General features: G+C 63.7%; 19 protein-coding genes and 1 tRNA gene. All 20 read right to left on the bottom strand.

Features of this window, described 5'->3' with window-relative positions:
- Positions 1–266: 266 nt before the first annotated feature.
- The 20 genes from AC3FOF_RS05885 to AC3FOF_RS05790 all read right to left on the bottom strand — a co-directional run bounded on the left by AC3FOF_RS05885 (position 267) and on the right by AC3FOF_RS05790 (position 19,033).
- Positions 267–896, bottom strand: a complete 630-nt coding sequence (locus AC3FOF_RS05885) for an NUDIX hydrolase (protein WP_017224322.1) — start codon at positions 894–896, stop codon at positions 267–269.
- Positions 897–948: 52 nt separating this feature from the next.
- The gene (locus AC3FOF_RS05880) at positions 949–1,257 is read right to left on the bottom strand and encodes a DUF2818 family protein (RefSeq protein ID WP_017224321.1); all 309 of its coding nucleotides are present in this window, start codon (positions 1,255–1,257) and stop codon (positions 949–951) included.
- Between the two features lie 19 nt (positions 1,258–1,276).
- Positions 1,277–2,752 (bottom strand): NADH-quinone oxidoreductase subunit NuoN, encoded by a 1,476-nt coding sequence (gene nuoN / locus AC3FOF_RS05875; protein WP_488726033.1) that lies wholly within the window; start codon positions 2,750–2,752, stop codon positions 1,277–1,279.
- Positions 2,753–2,770: 18 nt separating this feature from the next.
- Positions 2,771–4,237: an NADH-quinone oxidoreductase subunit M gene (locus AC3FOF_RS05870; RefSeq protein WP_017224319.1), complete on the bottom strand. Its 1,467-nt coding sequence runs from the start codon at positions 4,235–4,237 to the stop codon at positions 2,771–2,773.
- A gap of 13 nt (positions 4,238–4,250) precedes the next feature.
- Positions 4,251–6,350, bottom strand: coding sequence for an NADH-quinone oxidoreductase subunit L (nuoL, locus tag AC3FOF_RS05865; RefSeq protein WP_488726032.1), 2,100 nt, complete (start codon positions 6,348–6,350; stop codon positions 4,251–4,253).
- A 60-nt stretch (positions 6,351–6,410) separates the two neighbouring features.
- A complete protein-coding gene (nuoK, locus tag AC3FOF_RS05860; protein ID WP_006156828.1) occupies positions 6,411–6,716 on the bottom strand; it encodes an NADH-quinone oxidoreductase subunit NuoK in 306 nt (101 codons plus the stop codon).
- Between the two features lie 16 nt (positions 6,717–6,732).
- Positions 6,733–7,383: an NADH-quinone oxidoreductase subunit J gene (locus AC3FOF_RS05855; protein WP_276263371.1), complete on the bottom strand. Its 651-nt coding sequence runs from the start codon at positions 7,381–7,383 to the stop codon at positions 6,733–6,735.
- A 143-nt stretch (positions 7,384–7,526) separates the two neighbouring features.
- Positions 7,527–8,018, bottom strand: a complete 492-nt coding sequence (nuoI, locus tag AC3FOF_RS05850; RefSeq protein ID WP_017224316.1) for an NADH-quinone oxidoreductase subunit NuoI — start codon at positions 8,016–8,018, stop codon at positions 7,527–7,529.
- Between the two features lie 65 nt (positions 8,019–8,083).
- A complete protein-coding gene (nuoH, locus tag AC3FOF_RS05845; RefSeq protein ID WP_276263372.1) occupies positions 8,084–9,148 on the bottom strand; it encodes an NADH-quinone oxidoreductase subunit NuoH in 1,065 nt (354 codons plus the stop codon).
- A gap of 18 nt (positions 9,149–9,166) precedes the next feature.
- Entirely contained in the window at positions 9,167–11,545 is a 2,379-nt protein-coding gene (nuoG, locus tag AC3FOF_RS05840) for an NADH-quinone oxidoreductase subunit NuoG (RefSeq protein ID WP_488726031.1), read from the bottom strand.
- 12 nt (positions 11,546–11,557) lie between these two features.
- A complete protein-coding gene (gene nuoF / locus AC3FOF_RS05835; RefSeq protein WP_017228184.1) occupies positions 11,558–12,853 on the bottom strand; it encodes an NADH-quinone oxidoreductase subunit NuoF in 1,296 nt (431 codons plus the stop codon).
- 1 nt (position 12,854) lies between these two features.
- Positions 12,855–13,349, bottom strand: coding sequence for an NADH-quinone oxidoreductase subunit NuoE (gene nuoE, locus AC3FOF_RS05830; protein WP_017228183.1), 495 nt, complete (start codon positions 13,347–13,349; stop codon positions 12,855–12,857).
- 201 nt (positions 13,350–13,550) lie between these two features.
- Positions 13,551–14,804: an NADH-quinone oxidoreductase subunit D gene (locus AC3FOF_RS05825; protein ID WP_017228182.1), complete on the bottom strand. Its 1,254-nt coding sequence runs from the start codon at positions 14,802–14,804 to the stop codon at positions 13,551–13,553.
- Positions 14,805–14,813: 9 nt separating this feature from the next.
- Positions 14,814–15,413, bottom strand: coding sequence for an NADH-quinone oxidoreductase subunit C (locus AC3FOF_RS05820; RefSeq protein WP_017228181.1), 600 nt, complete (start codon positions 15,411–15,413; stop codon positions 14,814–14,816).
- 1 nt (position 15,414) lies between these two features.
- Entirely contained in the window at positions 15,415–15,897 is a 483-nt protein-coding gene (locus tag AC3FOF_RS05815; protein WP_006156837.1) for a NuoB/complex I 20 kDa subunit family protein, read from the bottom strand.
- Positions 15,898–15,903: 6 nt separating this feature from the next.
- A complete protein-coding gene (locus AC3FOF_RS05810; RefSeq protein WP_017228180.1) occupies positions 15,904–16,263 on the bottom strand; it encodes an NADH-quinone oxidoreductase subunit A in 360 nt (119 codons plus the stop codon).
- 164 nt (positions 16,264–16,427) lie between these two features.
- Positions 16,428–16,512 (bottom strand) — tRNA-Leu (locus tag AC3FOF_RS05805).
- A 205-nt stretch (positions 16,513–16,717) separates the two neighbouring features.
- Positions 16,718–17,083 (bottom strand): preprotein translocase subunit SecG, encoded by a 366-nt coding sequence (gene secG / locus AC3FOF_RS05800; RefSeq protein WP_017228179.1) that lies wholly within the window; start codon positions 17,081–17,083, stop codon positions 16,718–16,720.
- A gap of 46 nt (positions 17,084–17,129) precedes the next feature.
- Positions 17,130–17,867 carry a triose-phosphate isomerase gene (gene tpiA, locus AC3FOF_RS05795; RefSeq protein ID WP_276263375.1) on the bottom strand — a complete coding sequence of 246 codons (738 nt, stop codon included), beginning with the start codon at positions 17,865–17,867 and terminating at the stop codon, positions 17,130–17,132.
- A gap of 161 nt (positions 17,868–18,028) precedes the next feature.
- On the bottom strand, positions 18,029–19,033 hold the full coding sequence (locus AC3FOF_RS05790) for an NAD(P)H-quinone oxidoreductase (RefSeq protein WP_017228177.1): 1,005 nt from the start codon (positions 19,031–19,033) through the stop codon (positions 18,029–18,031).
- Positions 19,034–19,135 lie beyond the last annotated feature (102 nt).

The raw sequence follows: 19,135 nt of genomic DNA, 5'->3' as shown, positions 1-19,135 counted from the left end.
TTCCAGCCCGTCGAAAGCTATATTATCCGTGAATCGGAATTTTGTGAACGGTCGTGCTAATTTTTTTGCGGCCTCGGCGGCCCCGGCTGGCGCGGTTGCGCCGGCCCGGGGAAACAGGGAGTAAGGCCACGATCACACGGCTAAGAAGGAGAATTCTACGCGCTTGCCGGACGGCATGCCGGATGGGATGCCGGGCGCGCTCCGGCGGCAGCGCCCGCCAGGCACCGCGATGCCTGTGGGCAACCCTGCGAAACCCGGCGAAGGACTCAGGCCTGTCCCGGCAGCGCCTGTTCCCCGGCTTCCCAGGCGCCCGATATGACCTTTTCCAGCCAGAAGGCGCCGATGATGGTCTTGACGTCGGTGATACGGCCCGAGCGGACCCAGTCGATCACCTGCCCCGCCGGCACGATGAAGGTTTCGAGGAATTCGCCTTCATCGAGCTGCGCCGGCCCGGCGGTGAGGTCGCGCGCCAGGAAGAGGTCGATGAACTCGGTGGAATAGGAAATGACCGGATGGATGCGGGTGAGGTAGTCCCAGCGCCGCGCGCTGTAGCCGGTTTCCTCGCGCAGCTCGCGTTCGCCGCAGCGTTGCGCGCCCTCCTGGGGATCCAGCTTGCCGGCGGGGAACTCGAGCATCACCTCGCCCACCGGGTAGCGAAACTGCCGCTCCAGCAATACGGTGCCGTCGTCGAACAGCGGGATCATCATCACCGCGCCGGGGTGCAGCACGTACTCGCGCCCGGCATGCTTGCCGTCGGGCAGCTTGACGATGTCCTGCTTGAGGGTGAGGAACTTGCCTGTGTGCAGCGTGGCGGACGCCACGCAGACTTCCTTCAGGCCTGGATCGGCAGCGGCGGTGATTTCGGCCGCGTCCAGCGTGTCAGTCTTGTCGCTCATGAAAGCTCCGGATCCGGATGCGGCCGGTCCGGGCGCCTTCGCAACCCGGCCTTCAGGCCGCGCGATGTTTGACCAGGTATTGCCAGGTGAAGCCCGGGAAGGCGAACACCAGCATCATGCAGGCGGTGATGGCGTAGAACTGCCAGCCCTGCGGGAAAGCATTGCCGAGCCCCGCCTCCACCGCGAAGCCGGCCAGGCCGGCTCCCACGTACCACAGGATCAACTCGCCCAGCCTGATCCACAGCGGCTTCCTGGCGAAGCGCAGTGGGATCAACGCGAACAGGCGCTGGTTGACAAACGGCAGGTTGGCACAAACCAATGCCAGCAAGATGACAAACCAACCCGCCGAGGAAGAGCTCATATCGGTGCGCCCTCGCGCCTCAGGACGCCAGCGTCGCGCGGATGGCCTGGTAGCACAGGTTCATCAGCGCCGAGGGGAACAGGCCCAGGGCAATGATGACCGCGCCATTCAGGGTCAGCATCGAACGCAGGCCCATGCCGGACTCCAGCTTGTTCTCGTCGGCCGGTGCATCGAAATACATCAGCTTGACCACGCGCAGGTAGTAGAACGCGCCGATCAGCGAGAACAGCACCGCCACCACGGCCAGCCAGGTCATGCCGCTACGCACCACCGCCTCGAGCACGGCCAGCTTGGCGTAGAAGCCCATGGTCGGCGGAATGCCGGCCAGCGAAAACATCATCACCAGCATCAGCAGCGCATACCAGGGATTCTTGCGCGACAGGCCCTTGAGGTCGTCCAGGGTCTCGGCCTCGAAATCCTTGCCGGCGCGCAGCAGGATGATGCCGAAAGTGCCCAGCGTGGTGATCACATAGGTTACGGCGTAGAACATCGACGAACCGTAAGCGCTGGCGGCGCCGTCGGTCTTGCCGTCAGCCACGCCGGACAGCATGCCCAGCAGCAGGAAACCCATGTGCGAGATGGTGGAATACGCCAGCATCCGCTTCAGGTTGGTCTGCACGATGGCGGTCAGGTTGCCGATGGCCAGCGAGGCCACGGCCAGCACGACCAGCATGACCTGCCAGTCCACCGCCAGCGGCAGCAGGCCTTCCACCAGCAGGCGCAGCGCCATGGCGAAGGCCGCCAGCTTCGGGGCACCGGCGATCAGCAGCGTCACCGCGGTCGGCGAACCCTGGTAGATGTCCGGAATCCACATATGGAACGGCGCGGCGCCCATCTTGAACGCAATGCCGGCCACCAGGAAGACCACACCGAAGGCCAGCATGGTGGTGTTGACGCGGCCCGACTCCACGACGCGGAAGACTTCGCCGAGGTTCAGCGAGCCCGTCGCGCCGTACAGCATGGACATGCCGTAGAGCAGGAAGCCCGAGGCCAGCGCGCCCAGCACGAAGTACTTGATGGCCGACTCCGAGGTCACACGGTTGTCGCGGCGCAGGGCGACCAGCGCGTAGGACGCCAGCGACAGCAGTTCCAGGCCCAGGTACAGGGTCAGGAAGTTGTTGCCGGTGATCATGACGATCTGGCCGCCGAGCGTGAACAGCGCGAGCATGTAGAACTCGCCGCTGTACATGTCGCGGTCAGCCACGTACTGGCGGGTATAGACCAGCGTGACGAACAGCGCCGCCGCAGCGGTGGCCGCCAGCACATTGGCCATCGGGTCCACCACCACCAGGTTGGCGAAGGCGTAGTGCGTCTCGCCGGCGGCCGCGTTCAGGCCGAACCAGACGGTCAGCACGAGCGTGGTGAGCAGCGACAGCGGATAGGCCACGCTGAAGCGGGTCTTGCCGCGGGCAAGGTCGATCCAGTTGACCGCGGCGACCGCGATCGCCAGGAAAATGATTGGCGCCACAGGTGCCAATGTCGAGGACGGTTGCATGTTTGTTTCTCTCCCCGATTACAGCTTCGACTGCGCCACGTGCGACAGCAGGTTCACCACGGAAGCGTGCATCACATCGGTGAAGGGTTTCGGATACAGGCCCATATAGAGCGTCATGATCGCCAGCAGGCCGAGCATGACGAACTCGCGCTTGTTCAGGTCGACCAGTTCGGCCACGTGCTTGTGCACCACGTCGCCGAAGATCACGCGCTTGACCATCCACAGCGAATAGGCTGCGCCCAGGATCAGCGCGGTGGCTGCCAGCAGGCCGATCCAGAAGTTGAACTTGACCGCGCCCAGGATCACCATGAACTCGCCGACGAAACCCGAGGTGGCCGGCAGGCCGCAGTTGGCCATGGCGAAGAACACCGACAGCGCCGCGAACTTCGGCATGGTGTTCACCACGCCGCCGTAATCGGCGATCTGGCGCGAGTGCACGCGGTCGTACAGTACGCCGATGCAAAGGAACATGGCGCCCGAGATAAAGCCGTGCGAGATCATCTGGATGATGCCGCCCTCGATGCCGATCTCGTTGAAGATGAAGAAACCGAGCGTGACAAAGCCCATGTGTGCAATCGACGAGTACGCCACCAGCTTCTTCATGTCGGCCTGCACCAGTGCAACCAGGCCGATGTAAATCACCGCGATCAGCGAGATCGTGATGATGAATGCCGCCATGCTATGGCTGGCATCCGGCGCGATCGGCAGCGAGAACCGCAGGAAACCGTAGGCGCCCAGCTTCAGCATGATGGCTGCCAGCACCACCGAGCCGCCGGTCGGCGCCTCCACGTGGGCGTCGGGCAGCCAGGTGTGGACCGGCCACATCGGCACCTTGACCGCAAAAGCCAGGAAGAAAGCGATGAACAGCGCGAGCTGCTCGTTCATCGACAGCTTGGCCTGGTGCCATTCGAGGATGTCGAAGGTACCGGTCTTGCTGTACAGGTACAGCAGCGCAACCAGCGTCAGCAGCGAGCCGAGCAGCGTGTAGAGGAAGAACTTGAAGGCTGCGTACACGCGGTTCGGGCCGCCCCAGACGCCGATGATGATGTACATCGGGATCAGCGTGGCCTCGAAGAACACGTAGAACAGCATGCCGTTGAGCGCGCAGAACACGCCGACCATCAGGCCCGACAGGATCAGGAACGAGGCCATGTACTCGGCCACGCGCTCGGTGATCACTTCCCAGGCCGAGATCACCACGATCACCGTGATGAAGGCGGTCAGCACCACGAACCACATCGAGATGCCGTCGACGCCCAGGTGGTAGTTGATGTTGAAGCGCTCGATCCAGTTCGACTTCTCGACGAACTGCATCGCCGCCGTGGAGCGGTCGAAGTGGAATACCAGCGGCAGCGTCACGATGAAGCTGGCGACCGAGCCGAACAGCGACATCCAGCGGACATAGCCGGGACTGCGGTCGGAACCCGAGGCAAGGACCAGCAAGCCGAAAAAGATCGGCAGCCAGATAGCGAAAGACAGAACCATTTTCTTGTTTTCCTTACTTGACGCTCACCGTGGCGAACGAGGTGCCGAACACCGTCATCGTCAGCAGGATCAGCATGCCCAGGATCATGGCGAATGCGTAGTGATAGATGTAGCCGGATTGCAGGTAACGGCTCACCGACGCGAACCAGGCCACCACGCGCGCAGCACCGTTGACCACCAGGCCGTCGATCAGGCCCTGGTCACCGCCCTTCCACAGGCCGGCACCGAGCAGCCGGGCACCGCGGGCGAACACGGCCTGGTTGATCGCGTCCATGTAGTACTTGTTGTCGAGCAGCGTGTACAGGCCGGAAAAGCGCTGCTTGATGGCAGCCGGGATATCCGGGCGCTTCATGTAGAAGAACCAGGACAGCACCACGCCGGAGATCGCCAGCCACAGCACGGGCGTGGTCAGCGAATGCAGGCCCATCGCCACCCAGCCGTGGAAGGCTTGCGACAGCTCTTCCATCGCATGGTGGTTCTCGCCGACGTAGATCACTTCCTTGAAGGCCACGCCATGCTTGAAGAAGTCGCCGAACAGCATCGGGCCGATCGCGATGGCGCCGATCACCACCGACGGGATGGCCAGCAGCACCAGCGGCAGCGTCACCACCCACGGCGATTCGTGCGGCTTTTCGCCCGGAGCCAGGCCATGATGGTGGTCGGCCGTGACTTCCTCGTCGTCATGGTTGCCCGCGTGATGCGCGTGGTGGTCTTCCTTGCCGAAGCGCTCTTCGCCGTGGAACACCAGGAAATACATGCGGAAGGAGTAGAACGCCGTGACGAACACGCCGGCCAGCACCGCGAAGTAGGCAAAGCCCGAACCAGCGATGTGCGACTCGGCCACGGCCTCGATGATCGAGTCCTTGGAGTAGAAGCCCGCGAAGAACGGCGTGCCGATCAGCGCCAGCGAACCGACCAGCGAGGTGATCCAGGTGATCGGCATGTACTTGCGCAGGCCGCCCATATTGCGGATGTCCTGATCATGGTGCATGCCGATGATGACCGAGCCGGCCGCGAGGAACAGCAGCGCCTTGAAGAAGGCGTGGGTCATCAGGTGGAACACCGCCACCGAGTAGGCGGAGGCGCCCAGCGCAACCGTCATGTAGCCGAGCTGCGACAGCGTGGAGTAAGCCACCACGCGCTTGATGTCGTTCTGGATGATGCCCAGGAAACCCATGAACAGCGCGGTGATGGCGCCGATCACCAGCACGAAGGACAGCGCGGTGTCCGACAGTTCGAACAGCGGCGACATGCGCGCGACCATGAAGATGCCGGCCGTCACCATGGTGGCGGCGTGGATCAGCGCGGAGATCGGGGTCGGGCCTTCCATCGAATCGGGCAGCCACACATGCAGCGGGAACTGGGCCGACTTGCCCATGGCGCCGATGAACAGGCAGATGCAGGCGACCGTGATCATCATCCAGTCGGTGCCCGGGAAGATCACCGTGGCGAGCTGGTCGCGCGCGGCGAAGACGTCGGTGTAGTTCATGCTGCCGCTGTAGGCCAGCAGCAGGCCGATGCCGAGGATGAAGCCGAAGTCACCCACGCGGTTGACCAGGAATGCCTTCAGGTTGGCGAAGATGGCGGTCGGGCGGGTGTACCAGAAGCCGATCAGCAGGTACGACACCAGGCCCACAGCTTCCCAGCCGAAGAACAGCTGCAGGAAGTTGTTGCTCATCACCAGCATCAGCATCGAGAAGGTGAACAGCGAGATGTAGGCGAAGAAGCGGTTGTAGCCGGGGTCTTCGCTCATGTAGCCGACGGTGTAGATGTGCACCATCAGCGAGACGAAGCTCACCACCACCATCATCATCGCGGTCAGCGAGTCGACCAGGAAACCCACTTCCATCTTGAGGTCGCCGATCTTCATCCACTCGTACACGGTGGCGTTGAAGCTCGCGCCGTTCATGACGTCCATCAGCACGATGATCGACAGCAGGCAGGAGATCGCCACACCGAGAATCGTCACGGTGTGGGCCAGCGTGCGGCCGGCGCGCGTCTCCGAGGAGATCAGGCCGAAGAACTTGGTGCCGAACAGGCCGGCGATGGCTGCACCGGCTAGCGGTGCGAGCGGGATCGCCAGTAGCAGGTTGGGGTCGAGCGTGGTTGCCATAGGACGCTTAGTGGTGTGCGGTCGGAGAACGGTACTGGTTCATAACGTAGGCGACGGGGATCAGCCCTTGAGGGTGTCCATGTCGTCGACGTTGATCGTGTCCAGGTTGCGGAACAGCACAACCAGGATTGCCAGACCGATTGCCGACTCGGCCGCGGCCACCGTGAGGATGAAGAAAACGAAAACCTGACCAGCCAGGTCGCCCAGATAGTGCGAGAAGGCGACGAAGTTCATATTGACCGCAAGCAGCATCAGCTCGATCGCCATCAGCAGCACGATGACGTTCTTGCGGTTCAGGAAGATACCAACGATGCTGATGGCGAACAGGATCGCACCGAGCACGAGGAAATGGGCGAGAGAGAGCACAGCGTTTCTCCGGGCTTCAGTTCTTGTTAGCGGTAGCCGCGGCTTCCGGGCTGGCTTGTACGCCGGCACGGGCTTCGCTGGGCATCGTGACCAGGCGCACGCGGTCCTGGCGGCGGGTGCGCAGCTGCTCGCCCACGTCTTGCGACTTGTTGTCCTTGCGGCGGCGCAGCGTCAGCGCGACGGCGGCGATGATGGCCACCAGCAGGATGATGCCCGCCACTTCGAAGGCGTAGTTGTAGTCGGTGTAGATCAGCTTGCCGAGTTCAGCGGTGTTGGAGTAGTCCGGGCCGTGCACCACGTTGTTCAGCGGCGTGGTCGTGCCGATGAAGTTACGCACCAGCACGGTGGCCATCTCGGCGATGATCAGCGCACCGACCACCGAGGCCAGCGGCACATAGGTCCAGAAGTCCCGCCGCAGGTGCTCGATGTCGATATCGATCATCATCACCACGAACAGGAACAGCACCATCACGGCGCCCACATACACCAGCACCAGCAGGATGGCCAGGAATTCGGCCTTCAGCAGCATCCAGATCGCGGCTGCCGTAAAAAACGACAGCACGAGGAACAGTGCTGAGTGCACCGGGTTCTTCGCGGTGATGACTTTCAGTGCGGAGAGCACCAGCACCAGCGCAAAGACATAGAAGATGGTGGTCGTGAGTTCCATGGTCCTCGTCGAGCCTTCCGGCACAAGCCACTCCTGTGGCCTGCCCTTGCGGCATCCTTTTCGTTAGCCCCACGTGGGGCCCGATTCAGTATTCATTGGCAACGTCCGCCAGACTCGGCGGACGCGCCCTGCAATGCGCCTTATCAGCGGTACTTGGCGTCCGCTGCCTTGGCCGCGGCGATCTGCGGCTCGTAGCGGTCGCCCACTGCCAGCAGCATGTCCTTGGTGAAGTACAGGTCGCCGCGCTTCTCGCCGTGGTATTCGAGGATATGCGTCTCGACGATAGCGTCGACCGGGCAGGCTTCCTCGCAGAAGCCGCAGAAAATGCACTTGGTCAGGTCGATGTCATAGCGCGTGGTGCGGCGGGTGCCGTCGACGCGGGCATCGGACTCGATGGTGATGGCCAGCGCCGGGCAAACCGCTTCGCACAGTTTGCAGGCGATGCAGCGCTCTTCGCCGTTGGGATACCGGCGCAGCGCATGCAGGCCGCGAAAACGCGGCGACATCGGCGTTTTCTCTTCGGGAAACTGGACTGTGATCTTGCGCGCGAAGAGATAGCGCCCGGTCAGAGCCATGCCCTTGAAGAGTTCCTTCAGGAGCAGGCTGTTGAAGAAGTCCTTGATGGCGAGCAGCATGACGATTGCTTCCTAATGATTCCACAGGGCGCCGCCGGATGCGGCTGCGCCCCTGCTTTGGCCGTTCAGTGCCAGATATTCCAGGGCGACCGGATCCAGATCGCCACGATGATCAGCCAGCCGACCGTGAGCGGAATGAAGATCTTCCAGCCCAGGCGCATGATCTGGTCATAGCGGTAGCGCGGGAACGACGCGCGGATCCAGATAAACACCGACAGCAGCAAAAATACCTTGGCGAGCAGCCAGAAGAAGCCCGGGATCGCGTTCGTGATGAAGCTCTCGAACGGCGGTGCCCAGCCTCCCAGGAACATCAGCGCGGTCATCGTCGAGATGACGATCATGTTGATGTACTCGGCCAGGAAGAACAGCGCGAAGCCCATGCCCGAGTATTCGATCATGTGGCCGGCCACGATTTCCGATTCGCCTTCCACCACGTCGAACGGGTGGCGGTTGGTCTCGGCCACGCCGGAGATGAAGTACACGCCGAACATGGGCAGCAGCGGCAGCCAGTTCCACGACAGTACGTTGATCCCCATATGGGCGAAGTAGCCGGTGTTCTGCGAGTTGACGATGGCCGACAGGTTCAGGCTGCCCGACACCATCAGCACGGTCACCAGGGCGAAGCCCATGGCGATTTCATACGACACCATCTGCGCCGCGGCGCGCATGGCGCCGATGAAGGCGTACTTGGAGTTGGAGGCCCAGCCAGCCAGGATCACGCCGTAGACGCCCACCGAGCTGATCGCCATCACGTACAGCAGGCCGGCGTTGACGTTGGCCATCACCACTTCGGCCTGGAACGGGATCACCGCCCAGATCGCCACGGCGGGCATCAGCACCATCAGCGGGGCAACCAGGTACATGCCCCGGCTGACCTGCGTGGGCATCATCACTTCCTTGAGCAGCAGCTTGAGCACGTCGGCGATCGGCTGCAGCAGGCCCAGCGGGCCGACCCGGTTCGGGCCGATACGCACGTGCATCCAGCCAATCAGCTTGCGCTCCCACAGGATCAGGTAGGCCACGCACAACAGCAGCGGCACCACAATGACCACGGCGCGAATCAGGATCCACAGCGGCGTCCAGGCGCCGCCGAAGAGATTCTGTCCTTGCGAGGTAATCCAGTCGATCATGTTTCTTTCTCGCTCTTCTTATGCCGTGGCCGCCGGCTCGGCCGCGCCCTTCGCGGTGGCGGCCAGGTCGATGGCTTTCTCTACGGTGACGGTACCGAACGTGGCGCCCAGGCTGGCCGCGGCGATGGTGCCGGCGGACACACGCACGGTGCCGGCAGGCAACGCGGCCTCGAGGGCGGCCGGCAGCACCACGCTGCCCTGCCCCTGCGTCACGCGCACCGGGTCTCCCGCCTGCACGCCCAGCGAGGCGAACAGGTCGGCCGACAGGCCGGCTTGCATGGCGCGGCGCGCGGCTGCGGTCAGCTGCAGCGAATCGGCACGGCGCACGATCGGGTCGGCGTGGTAGATCGGCACATCGGCGACGCGTTCGATGCCACTGGCAGCTGCGGCGGTAACGCGGATGGCCGCATCGGTGCCGTTGTCCAGTTGCGCGGCGACCGGCTTGGCCAGCACTTCGTCACGCACGTTTTCGGCGGTTTCGAAATCAAAGCCAGGCACGTCGAGCAGGTTACCCAGCACGCGCAGCACCTTCCAGGCCGGGCGGGCATCGCCCAGGGCGCGCACCACGCCGTTGAAGCTTTGCGGCAGGCCTTCGCAATTCACGAAGGTACCGGCGGTTTCCGTGAACGGCGTGACCGGCAGGATGACGTCCGCATACTGCAGGGCGGCTTCCGAGCGGAACGGCGACAGCACCACCACGGTACCGGCCTGGCCCAGCGCGGCCAGGGCCTGGCGCGGGTTGGCGGCATCGAACTCGGGTTCCGTGTTCAGCAGCACATAGGCGCGGCGCGGCGCGTCGAACATGGCCTGCGCGTTGGCCCCGCCCTTCTGCGGCAGCGCGCCGCCGATATGGCCGCCAACGGTGTTCGCGGCTTCGGTCAGGAAGCCCAGCGTGGCGCCGGTTTCGGCGGCGATCCACTGTGCCAGCGCATGCAACGTGGCGAATTGCGGGTGACGCACGGCCTCGTTGCCGAGGAACACGGCGCGGCGCTCGCCCGACAGCAGCGCATCGGCCACTGCCTTGGACTTGTCGTCGCCGTCGAAACCATCGGTACCCGCCGGAGCGGCCACGCCCTTGGCCGCAGCCACGGCGCGGGCGATGCCGGCCAGCGCTGCGGTCCAGCCGGACGGCGCGACGTCGATGCGTGCGGCCAGCGGCATCAGCAGGTCGTCGGCGCTGGCGCCGAGCACAGCGACGCGGGCGCCCTTCTTGCCGGCCTGGCGCAGACGCGCGGCCAGCAGCGGGTGATCCTTGCGCAGGGCCGAGCCGATCACCAGCACGCGTTGCAGCATGGAGACGTCGGCGATCGGCAGGCCCAGCCACGGCGCACCCTTGGCGGCGGCCGAGAAATCGGTCTGGCGCTGGCGGAAGTCGACGTTGTCGCTACCCAGGCCACGTACCAGCTTGCCCAGCAGGTAGAGTTCTTCCAGCGTGCTGTGCGGGCTGGCCAGCGCGGCGATCTGGTCGGCGCCATGGTCGCGCTTGATGCTGGCGAGGCCATTGGCGACGTATTCGAGCGCGGTCTGCCAGTCGGTTTCCATCCACTCGCCACCCTGCTTGAGCAGCGGCTTGGTCAGGCGGTCGGCGCTGTTCAGGCCTTCGTACGAGAAGCGGTCCTTGTCGGACAGCCAGCATTCGTTGACGGCTTCGTTGTCCAGCGGCAGCACGCGCATCACGCGCTGATTCTTGGTCTGCACCACCAGGTTCGCGCCCAGGCCATCGTGCGGCGACACCGATTTGCGGCGGGCCAGTTCCCAGGTACGGGCCGAGTAGCGGAACGGCTTGCTGGTCAGCGCGCCGACCGGGCACAGGTCGATCATGTTGCCGGACAGTTCCGAATCCACGGTCTGGCCGACGAAGGTGGTGATCTCGGAGTGCTCGCCGCGGCCCAGCATGCCCAGCTCCATCACGCCGGCCACTTCCTGGCCAAAGCGCACGCAGCGGGTGCAGTGGATGCAGCGGCTCATCTCCTCCATGGAGATCAGCGGTCCCACGTTCTTGTGGAACACGACGCGCTTTTCTTCCTTGTAGCGCGATTCCGATGCGCCGTAGCCCACGGCCAGATCCTGCAGCTGGCACTCGCCGCCCTGATCGCAGATCGGGCAATCCAGCGGGTGGTTGATCAGCAGGAATTCCATCACCGACTTCTGGGCCTTGACTGCCTTCTCCGAATTGGTGAAGACCTTCATGCCAGGGGTGACCGGCGTGGCGCAGGCGGGCAGCGCCTTGGGCGCTTTCTCCACCTCGACCAGGCACATGCGGCAGTTCGCCGCGATGGACAATTTACGGTGGTAGCAGAAGTGCGGGATGTAGGTGCCCAATTGGCGGGCTGCTTCCATCACCAGGCTGCCTTCAGCAACCTCAACCTTCTTGCCGTCGATCTCGAGTTCAACCATGTTCTGCCACGCTTAAGAGTAGGCCGGAACCATGCACTGCTTGTGTTCGACGTGATACTCGAACTCTTTCCAGTAGTGCTTGAGCATGCCGCGGACCGGCATCGCTGCCGCATCGCCGAGCGCGCAGATGGTGCGGCCCATGATGTTTTCAGCGACGTTATTGAGCAGGTCCAGGTCTTCCTGGCGCCCTTCTCCGTGTTCGATACGATTCACCATGCGATAGAGCCAGCCGGTGCCTTCGCGGCACGGCGTGCACTGCCCGCACGATTCTTCAAAGTAGAAATACGACAGGCGCAGCAGCGAGCGAACCATGCAGCGCGTTTCGTCCATCACGATCACCGCGCCCGAACCCAGCATCGAGCCGGCCTTGGCGATCGAGTCGTAGTCCATGTCGGACGCCATCATCAGGTCGCCCGGCACCACCGGCGCGGACGAGCCGCCCGGGATCACTGCCTTGATGCGCTTGCCGCCGCGCATGCCGCCGGCGAGCTCCAGCAGGGTCGCGAACGGCGTGCCCAGCGGGATCTCGTAATTGCCGGGACGCTCGATGTCGCCGGAAATCGAGAAGATCTTGGAGCCGCCGTTGTTCGGCTTGCCCATCTTCAGGTAGTTTTCCGGACCGATCGCCAGCAGGAACGGCACCGCGGCAAACGTCTCGGTGTTGTTGATGGTGGTCGGCTTGCCGTACAGGCCGAAGCTGGCCGGGAACGGCGGCTTGAAGCGCGGCTGGCCTTTCTTGCCTTCCAGCGATTCGAGCAGCGCGGTTTCCTCGCCACAGATGTAGGCGCCGTAGCCGTGGTGCGCGTGCAGCTGGAAGTTGAAGCCCGAATCCAGGATGTTGTCGCCCAGGAAGCCGGCTGCGCGCGCCTCTTCGAGCGCCTGCTCGAAGATCTTGTATTCGTTCCAGATCTCGCCGTGGATATAGTTGTAGCCCACGGTGATGCCCATCGCGTAAGCGCCGATGGCCATGCCTTCGATCAGCGCATGCGGGTTGTAGCGGATGATGTCGCGGTCCTTGAAGGTACCGGGCTCGCCCTCGTCGGTATTGCAGACCAGGTATTTCTGGCCGGGGAACTGACGCGGCATGAAGCTCCACTTCAGGCCGGTCGGGAAGCCTGCGCCCCCGCGGCCGCGCAGGCCGGAGGCCTTGACGTCCGCGATCACCTGCTCGGGCGTGATCTTCTCGGTCAGGATGCGCTTGAGCTGCTGATAGCCACCGCGCTTGACGTAGTCTTCGAGGTGCCAGTTGCTGCCATCGAGGCCCGCCAGGATCAGCGGCTTGATGTGGCGGTCGTGCAGAGAGGTCATGTTACTTGTCCCCCTTGGCGGTGGCCTTGAGTTCGTCGACCAGCGCGTCCAGCTTGGCGTTGCTCATGTGGCTGCACATGCGGGTATTGTTGACGATCATCACCGGTGCGTCGCCGCAGGCGCCCATGCACTCGCCTTCCTTGAGGGTGAAGGTGCCGCACGGGGTGGTTTCGTTGTAGCCGATGCCAAGCTTTTGCTTGAGGTAGTCGCCGGCCCGTTCGCCGCCGGACAGCGCGCACGGCAGGTTGGTGCAGACGGTCAGCTTGTACTTGCCGACCGGCTTGGTGTCGTACATGTTGTAGAAGGTTGCGACCTCCTCGACCCATACCGGCGGCATGTCGAGGTAGCTGGCAACGAACTGCATGACTTCCGGGGAGACCCAGCCCACTTCGCCCTGCGCCACGGCCAGCGCCGCCATCACGGCCGACTGCTTCTGGTCAGCCGGATACTTGGCGATCGCGCGATCGATTTCCTTGAGAGCTTCTGCTGATAGCATGGTCGTTGCTGTAATACGCCGAGTCATTTGCGGAACTGCACCGCCACATGGCGCGCATCCGCAGGTTTGCAGCCGTCGCTGCCGTTGCGGCCCGCATGTCGAAGCATGCTGGGCCCACCGCGGGTTTCCCGTGGCCGGACACCGTTGCTCCGGGTCCTTGCCAGGGGCGCCCGGATCGTCGTCCGGGGCCGGCGGTACTTGTTAGCGGTCGATCTCGCCGAAGACGATGTCCTGGGTACCGATGATCGTTACCGCGTCCGCAATCATGTGGCCCTTGGCCATTTCATCCAGGGCGGCCAGATGGGCAAAGCCCGGGGCCCGGATCTTCAGGCGATACGGCTTGTTCGCGCCGTCGGAGATCGCATAGATGCCGAACTCGCCCTTCGGGTGCTCCACCGCCGCGTAGCTCTCGCCTTCCGGCACGTGAATGCCTTCGGTGAAGAGCTTGAAGTGGTGGATCAGCTCTTCCATGTTCGACTTCATGTCCACGCGCGACGGCGGCGCCACCTTGTGGTTGTCGCTCATCACCGGGCCCGGGTTGCGGCGCAGCCAGTCGACGCATTGCCTGATGATGCTGTTGGACTGCCGCATTTCCTCGACACGTACCAGGTAGCGGGCATAGCAATCGCCGCCCACGCCAACCGGCACCTGGAAGTCCATGCGCTCATAGACTTCGTAGGGCTGCTTCTTGCGCAGATCCCACTCGATGCCCGAGCCGCGCAGCATCGGGCCGGTAAAGCCCATCTGCAGCGCGCGTTCCGGGCTTACCACGCCGATGCCCACCAGACGCTGTTTCCAGATCCGGTTGTCCGTCAGCAGCGTCTCGTATTCGTCGACGTACTTCGGGAAGCGATTGGTGAAGTCCTCGATGAAATCGAGCAGCGAACCCGAACGCGCCTCGTTCATGGCCTTGATGGCGCGCTCGTTGTGGATCTTGGACGCCTTGTATTGCGGCATCGTGTCCGGCAGGTCGCGATACACGCCACCCGGACGGTAGTAGGCCGCGTGCATGCGCGCGCCCGACACCGCCTCGTACATGTCGAACATGTCCTCGCGTTCGCGAAAGGCGTAGAGGAACACCGCCATGGCGCCAACGTCCAGCGCGTGCGAGCCGATCCACATCAGGTGGTTCAGCAGGCGCGTGATTTCGTCGAACATCACACGGATGTATTGCGCGCGGATCGGCACTTCGAGACCGAGCATCTTCTCGATGGCCATCACATAGGCATGCTCGTTGACCATCATCGACACGTAGTCGAGGCGGTCCATATACGGCACGCTCTGGATCCAGGTCTTCTGCTCGGCCAGCTTTTCGGTGGCACGGTGCAGCAGGCCGATATGCGGGTCGGCGCGCTGGATGACTTCGCCGTCAAGCTCCAGCACCAGGCGCAGCACGCCGTGTGCCGCCGGGTGCTGCGGGCCGAAGTTAAGGGTGTAGTTCTTGATGTCTGCCATTGCGCGTTCTCAGTGCTGCAAGCCGCCGTAATTCTCTTCGCGGATGACGCGCGGCGTTACCTCGCGCGGCTCGATCGTGACGGGCTGGTAGATCACCCGCTTTTGTTCGGGGTCGTAGCGCATCTCGACGTAGCCCGATACCGGGAAATCCTTGCGGAACGGATGGCCGACGAAACCATAGTCGGTCAGCAGGCGGCGCAGGTCGTTATGGCCTTCGAATACGATGCCGTAGAAATCGAAGGCTTCACGCTCGAACCAGTTGGCCGAGTTCCAGACCTCGTTCAGCGAGGGCACCACGGGCACATCGTCGTCCGGCGCGAACACGCGCAAGCGCACGCGCCAGTTATGCGTCACCGACAGCAGGTGCGTCACGGCAGCAAAACGGGGACCTTGCCAGGCGCCATCGCCATAGGAGGAATAGTCGACGCCGCACACATCGATCAGCTGCTCGAAACGCAGCGTGGGATCGTCGCGCAGCATCAGCGCGGTTTCCAGCGAGTCCTCGGCCTTGACGATAAGGGTAATCTCGCCTAGCGCCTCCACCAGTTTCTGGATACGCTTGCCCAGTACCTTTTCGAGCGCGGCCTTCAGAGTATCGAGATTCGACATGTCAGCCCTTGCGCGCGATGGTGTTGGTGCGACGGATCTTGTTCTGCAGCTGGATGATGCCGTAGATCAGCGCTTCCGCCGTCGGGGGGCAGCCAGGCACATAGATATCCACCGGCACGATACGATCGCAGCCACGCACCACTGAATACGAGTAGTGATAGTAGCCACCGCCATTCGCGCAGGAACCCATCGAGATCACCCAGCGCGGCTCCGCCATCTGGTCATAGACCTTGCGCAGCGCGGGGGCCATCTTGTTGCACAGCGTGCCGGCCACGATCATCACGTCCGACTGGCGCGGCGACGGGCGGAAAATCACGCCGAAGCGGTCCATGTCGTAGCGCGCGGCGCCGGCATGCATCATTTCCACAGCACAGCACGCCAGGCCAAAGGTCATCGGCCAGAGCGACCCGGTGCGGGTCCAGTTGATCAGCTTGTCAGCGGTAGTCGTGACGAAGCCTTCATTGAGAACGCCTTCGATTGCCATATCACATCACTCCCAATCGAGCGCGCCCTTTTTCCAGATGTAGACGAAGCCCACGATGAATTCCAGCAGAAACACGCCCATGGCGAAGAAACCCTGCCAGCCGATATCCCGCAGAGCTACACCCCAGGGAAACAGGAAGGCGGTTTCGAGATCGAACAGGATAAACAGGATAGCGATGAGGTAGTAGCGCACGTCGAACTTCATGCGCGCGTCCTCGAACGCTTCGAAGCCGCACTCGTACGGAGAGAGCTTCGCGGAATCAGGTTTGTTGGGACCGAGAATTCGGCCGATCGACATCAGTGCAATGCCGAGCACGACACCGAAGATGATGAAGATGAGGACGGGGAAGTAGGCTTCGAGATTCAAGGTACGGCCAGCCTTATCTGGAATGTTGTCAACAGCACCAGCGGAAAGCGGCGTCCTGTTGCCCACCCCAAGCGCCATTCCGTAGAAATTACGACGCCGCCTTGCGGACTGGCCGGGCTACCGATCCGGGATGGACTCCGGACAGGTAACCCGATCAAGTTGTTTGGTGCCGACGGCGAGACTCGAACTCGCACAGCTTTCGCCACTACCCCCTCAAGATAGCGTGTCTACCAATTTCACCACGTCGGCTGGGGGAGAAACAATATTGCCTGGCGCTGGGCTTTAAGGGCCCAGGGTTTTTACACCCTTCGGAACTCTTGCGGGGAGGTCTTTTTCCCTGCTGGAGCCCCGTCGCTGGGGGATCGTTTCAAGCCTTGTATTCTAACTGAAAATTCTTGTTTTGTTCAATGCACAACAACAAAAAACTTCAAGAATCCGTCACAAGGCTGCTTGATTATTTCGGTACGGCAGGCGCCGACGGGGCCGAAGCCGCGACGGCCGAAGCTGCAGGCGCCGAAGCCCCTGCCACCACCGGTGCAACCTGGGGCGCCGCGCCCATCACGCCCAGCGAAGCCGTCGGGCGATAATTGCCCAGCATCGTCAGGCTCAGCGTGCAGATGAAGAACAGCGTCGCCAGCACAGCCGTGGTACGCGACAGGAAGTTGGCCGAGCCGGTGGCGCCGAACAGGCTGCCCGAAGCACCTGAGCCAAACGCCGCACCGACATCGGCGCCCTTGCCATGCTGCAGCAGCACCAGGCCGATCACGCCGAGCGCGGACAGTACCTGCGCCACTACCAACAAAGTTTTGAAAATTGCCATTTGGTTCGATTCGCTTGCCTGATCAGACCCGATGAGCGGCCGGCATTCAGGCGTTGCCGATCGCGAGGAAATCGTCCGACTTCAGTGAGGCGCCTCCGATGAGACCCCCGTCGATGTCGGGCATGGAAAACAGTTCTGCCGCATTGTCCGGCTTGACGCTGCCGCCGTACAACATGGCCATGCGCCCGGCGACGCCGGCATCGCGCGCCGCCACCTGGCCGCGCAGGAAGGCGTGCACGGCCTGCGCCTGCTCGCTGCTGGCGGTCTTGCCGGTGCCGATCGCCCACACCGGCTCATAGGCCAGCACGATTTGCCCGAGCTGCTCGAGCGAGAGGGCCTCGAGCACGGCGCCGAGCTGGCGGCCGACCACAGCCTCGGTTTGGCCAGCCTCGCGCTGCGCCAGGGTCTCCCCCACGCACACCACAGGCACGATGCCGAACTCGAGCGCACGCAGCGCCTTGGCCGCCACCGTGGCGTCGGTTTCGCCGTGGTAGCTGCGGCGCTCGGAATGACCAACCAGGACGTACGATACGCCGAACTCGGCCAGCATGGACGCGGCCACCTCGCCGGTGAAAGCGCCACGCGCCTCTGCGGACACATCCTGCGCACCCCAGGCCACATTGGAAGCAGCCAGCAACGACTGGCACTGCGCCAGGTAAGGGAACGGCGCGCACACCGCAAGGCGGGCACGTGCCGGTACAGCCTTGATACCTTCCAGCAAGGCCGTATTGGCGGCCAGGCTGCCGTGCATCTTCCAGTTGCCGATGACGAGCTTTTGTCTCACAGGACGCCCCTCTCAATCAAACCGGCTATTGTAGCGCGGGCCAAGGCCCTACGCCACCGAAGCGCCCTGAAATCGGCCCGGGAGCGCCAGCGCCAGACCGCGCCCCGCCCTCCCGCGCATCGGGACAAGGCGTGCCCGCCCTCGCCATCCACCCTCCCGGCTTACCAGGTCAGGACAATCTTGCCGATATGCTCGCTCGACTCCATCAGGCGATGGGCATCGGCGGCCTGCGCGGCGGGAAAGGTCTGGTGGATCACCGGCTTGATCTTGCCCGCGGCCAGCAGCGGCCACACATGCTGATGCAGCGCCTGCGCGATCTGGCCCTTGAACGACACCGGGCGCGGGCGCAGCGTCGAGCCGGTCACGCTGATGCGCCGGCGCAGGATATCGCCCAGCGGGATTTCGGCCTTGGCGCCGCCCAGCAGCGCGATGATCACAATGCGGCCGTCGTCGGCCACGCAGCCAAGTTCGCGTGCCAGGTACGGGCCAGCCACCATGTCGAGGATGACGTCGGCGCCGCGGCCGCCGGTCAGGGCCTTGACCTCGGCCACGAAGTCCTCGGTCTTGTAGTTGATGGCGCGGTCGGCACCCAGTGCTTCGCAGGCACGGCATTTGTCGGCGCTGCCGGCAGTCACGAAGACCTTGTGGCCCAGCGCCTTGGCGATCTGGATGGCGGTCGTGCCGATGCCGCTGGAGCCGCCCTGGATCAGCAGGGTTTCATCCTTGCCCAACGGGCCGCGGCCCAGGTAGCCGCGGTCGAACACATTGCTCCACACGGTAAAGAAGGTTTCCGGCAAGGCCGCGGCTTCGATATCGGACAAGCCGTCGGGCACCGGCAGGCATTGCGCCACCGGCGCCACGCACAGCTCGGCGTATCCGCCGCCCTGCACCAGCGCGCAAACGCGATCGCCGGGCTTGAGGCCGAAGCGATTGTCGGCATGCGCCAGATCGCCCCCGACCACCACGCCGGCCACTTCCAGGCCCGGCAGGTCGGAGGCACCAGGCGGCACCGGATAGTTGCCGGTGCGCTGGAACACGTCGGGACGGTTCACGCCGGAGGCGGCGACGCGAATCAGGATTTCGCCGGCCTTGGCGACGGGATCGGGACGCTGCGCCGGTTGCAGGACTTCAGGGGCGCCGTATTCGCGGATTTCGATGGCTTGCATTGCTGCTCCTTGCTTTGCGCATGCGGCGGGCTCGCGCACGCATGGCGGGGGATCAATCTGCGCATCCGCCGCGCTGGGGGCCGGTCGGCCGTGCTGCGCGGG

The sequence above is a fragment of the Cupriavidus sp. 96C5-1 genome (assembly GCF_057798855.1).
The sequence above is the reverse complement of the archived record's forward strand: the minus strand, read 5'-3'. Positions and strand labels throughout refer to the sequence as shown.

Coding starts and splice junctions, on each gene's coding strand:
- nuoE (WP_017228183.1), bottom strand. CDS start 13,349: ATGCTATCAGCAGAAGCTCTCAAGGAAATCGATCGCGCGATCGCCAAG.
- AC3FOF_RS05820 (WP_017228181.1), bottom strand. CDS start 15,413: ATGTCGAATCTCGATACTCTGAAGGCCGCGCTCGAAAAGGTACTGGGC.
- nuoH (WP_276263372.1), bottom strand. CDS start 9,148: ATGATCGACTGGATTACCTCGCAAGGACAGAATCTCTTCGGCGGCGCC.
- nuoN (WP_488726033.1), bottom strand. CDS start 2,752: ATGCAACCGTCCTCGACATTGGCACCTGTGGCGCCAATCATTTTCCTG.
- AC3FOF_RS05855 (WP_276263371.1), bottom strand. CDS start 7,383: ATGGAACTCACGACCACCATCTTCTATGTCTTTGCGCTGGTGCTGGTG.
- AC3FOF_RS05790 (WP_017228177.1), bottom strand. CDS start 19,033: ATGCAAGCCATCGAAATCCGCGAATACGGCGCCCCTGAAGTCCTGCAA.
- AC3FOF_RS05815 (WP_006156837.1), bottom strand. CDS start 15,897: ATGGCAATCGAAGGCGTTCTCAATGAAGGCTTCGTCACGACTACCGCT.
- AC3FOF_RS05870 (WP_017224319.1), bottom strand. CDS start 4,237: ATGGTTCTGTCTTTCGCTATCTGGCTGCCGATCTTTTTCGGCTTGCTG.
- nuoG (WP_488726031.1), bottom strand. CDS start 11,545: ATGGTTGAACTCGAGATCGACGGCAAGAAGGTTGAGGTTGCTGAAGGC.
- nuoF (WP_017228184.1), bottom strand. CDS start 12,853: ATGACCTCTCTGCACGACCGCCACATCAAGCCGCTGATCCTGGCGGGC.
- AC3FOF_RS05880 (WP_017224321.1), bottom strand. CDS start 1,257: ATGAGCTCTTCCTCGGCGGGTTGGTTTGTCATCTTGCTGGCATTGGTT.
- nuoI (WP_017224316.1), bottom strand. CDS start 8,018: ATGCTGCTCGCCATCAAGGACTTCTTCAACAGCCTGCTCCTGAAGGAA.
- nuoL (WP_488726032.1), bottom strand. CDS start 6,350: ATGGCAACCACGCTCGACCCCAACCTGCTACTGGCGATCCCGCTCGCA.
- secG (WP_017228179.1), bottom strand. CDS start 17,083: ATGGCAATTTTCAAAACTTTGTTGGTAGTGGCGCAGGTACTGTCCGCG.
- AC3FOF_RS05825 (WP_017228182.1), bottom strand. CDS start 14,804: ATGGCAGACATCAAGAACTACACCCTTAACTTCGGCCCGCAGCACCCG.
- AC3FOF_RS05885 (WP_017224322.1), bottom strand. CDS start 896: ATGAGCGACAAGACTGACACGCTGGACGCGGCCGAAATCACCGCCGCT.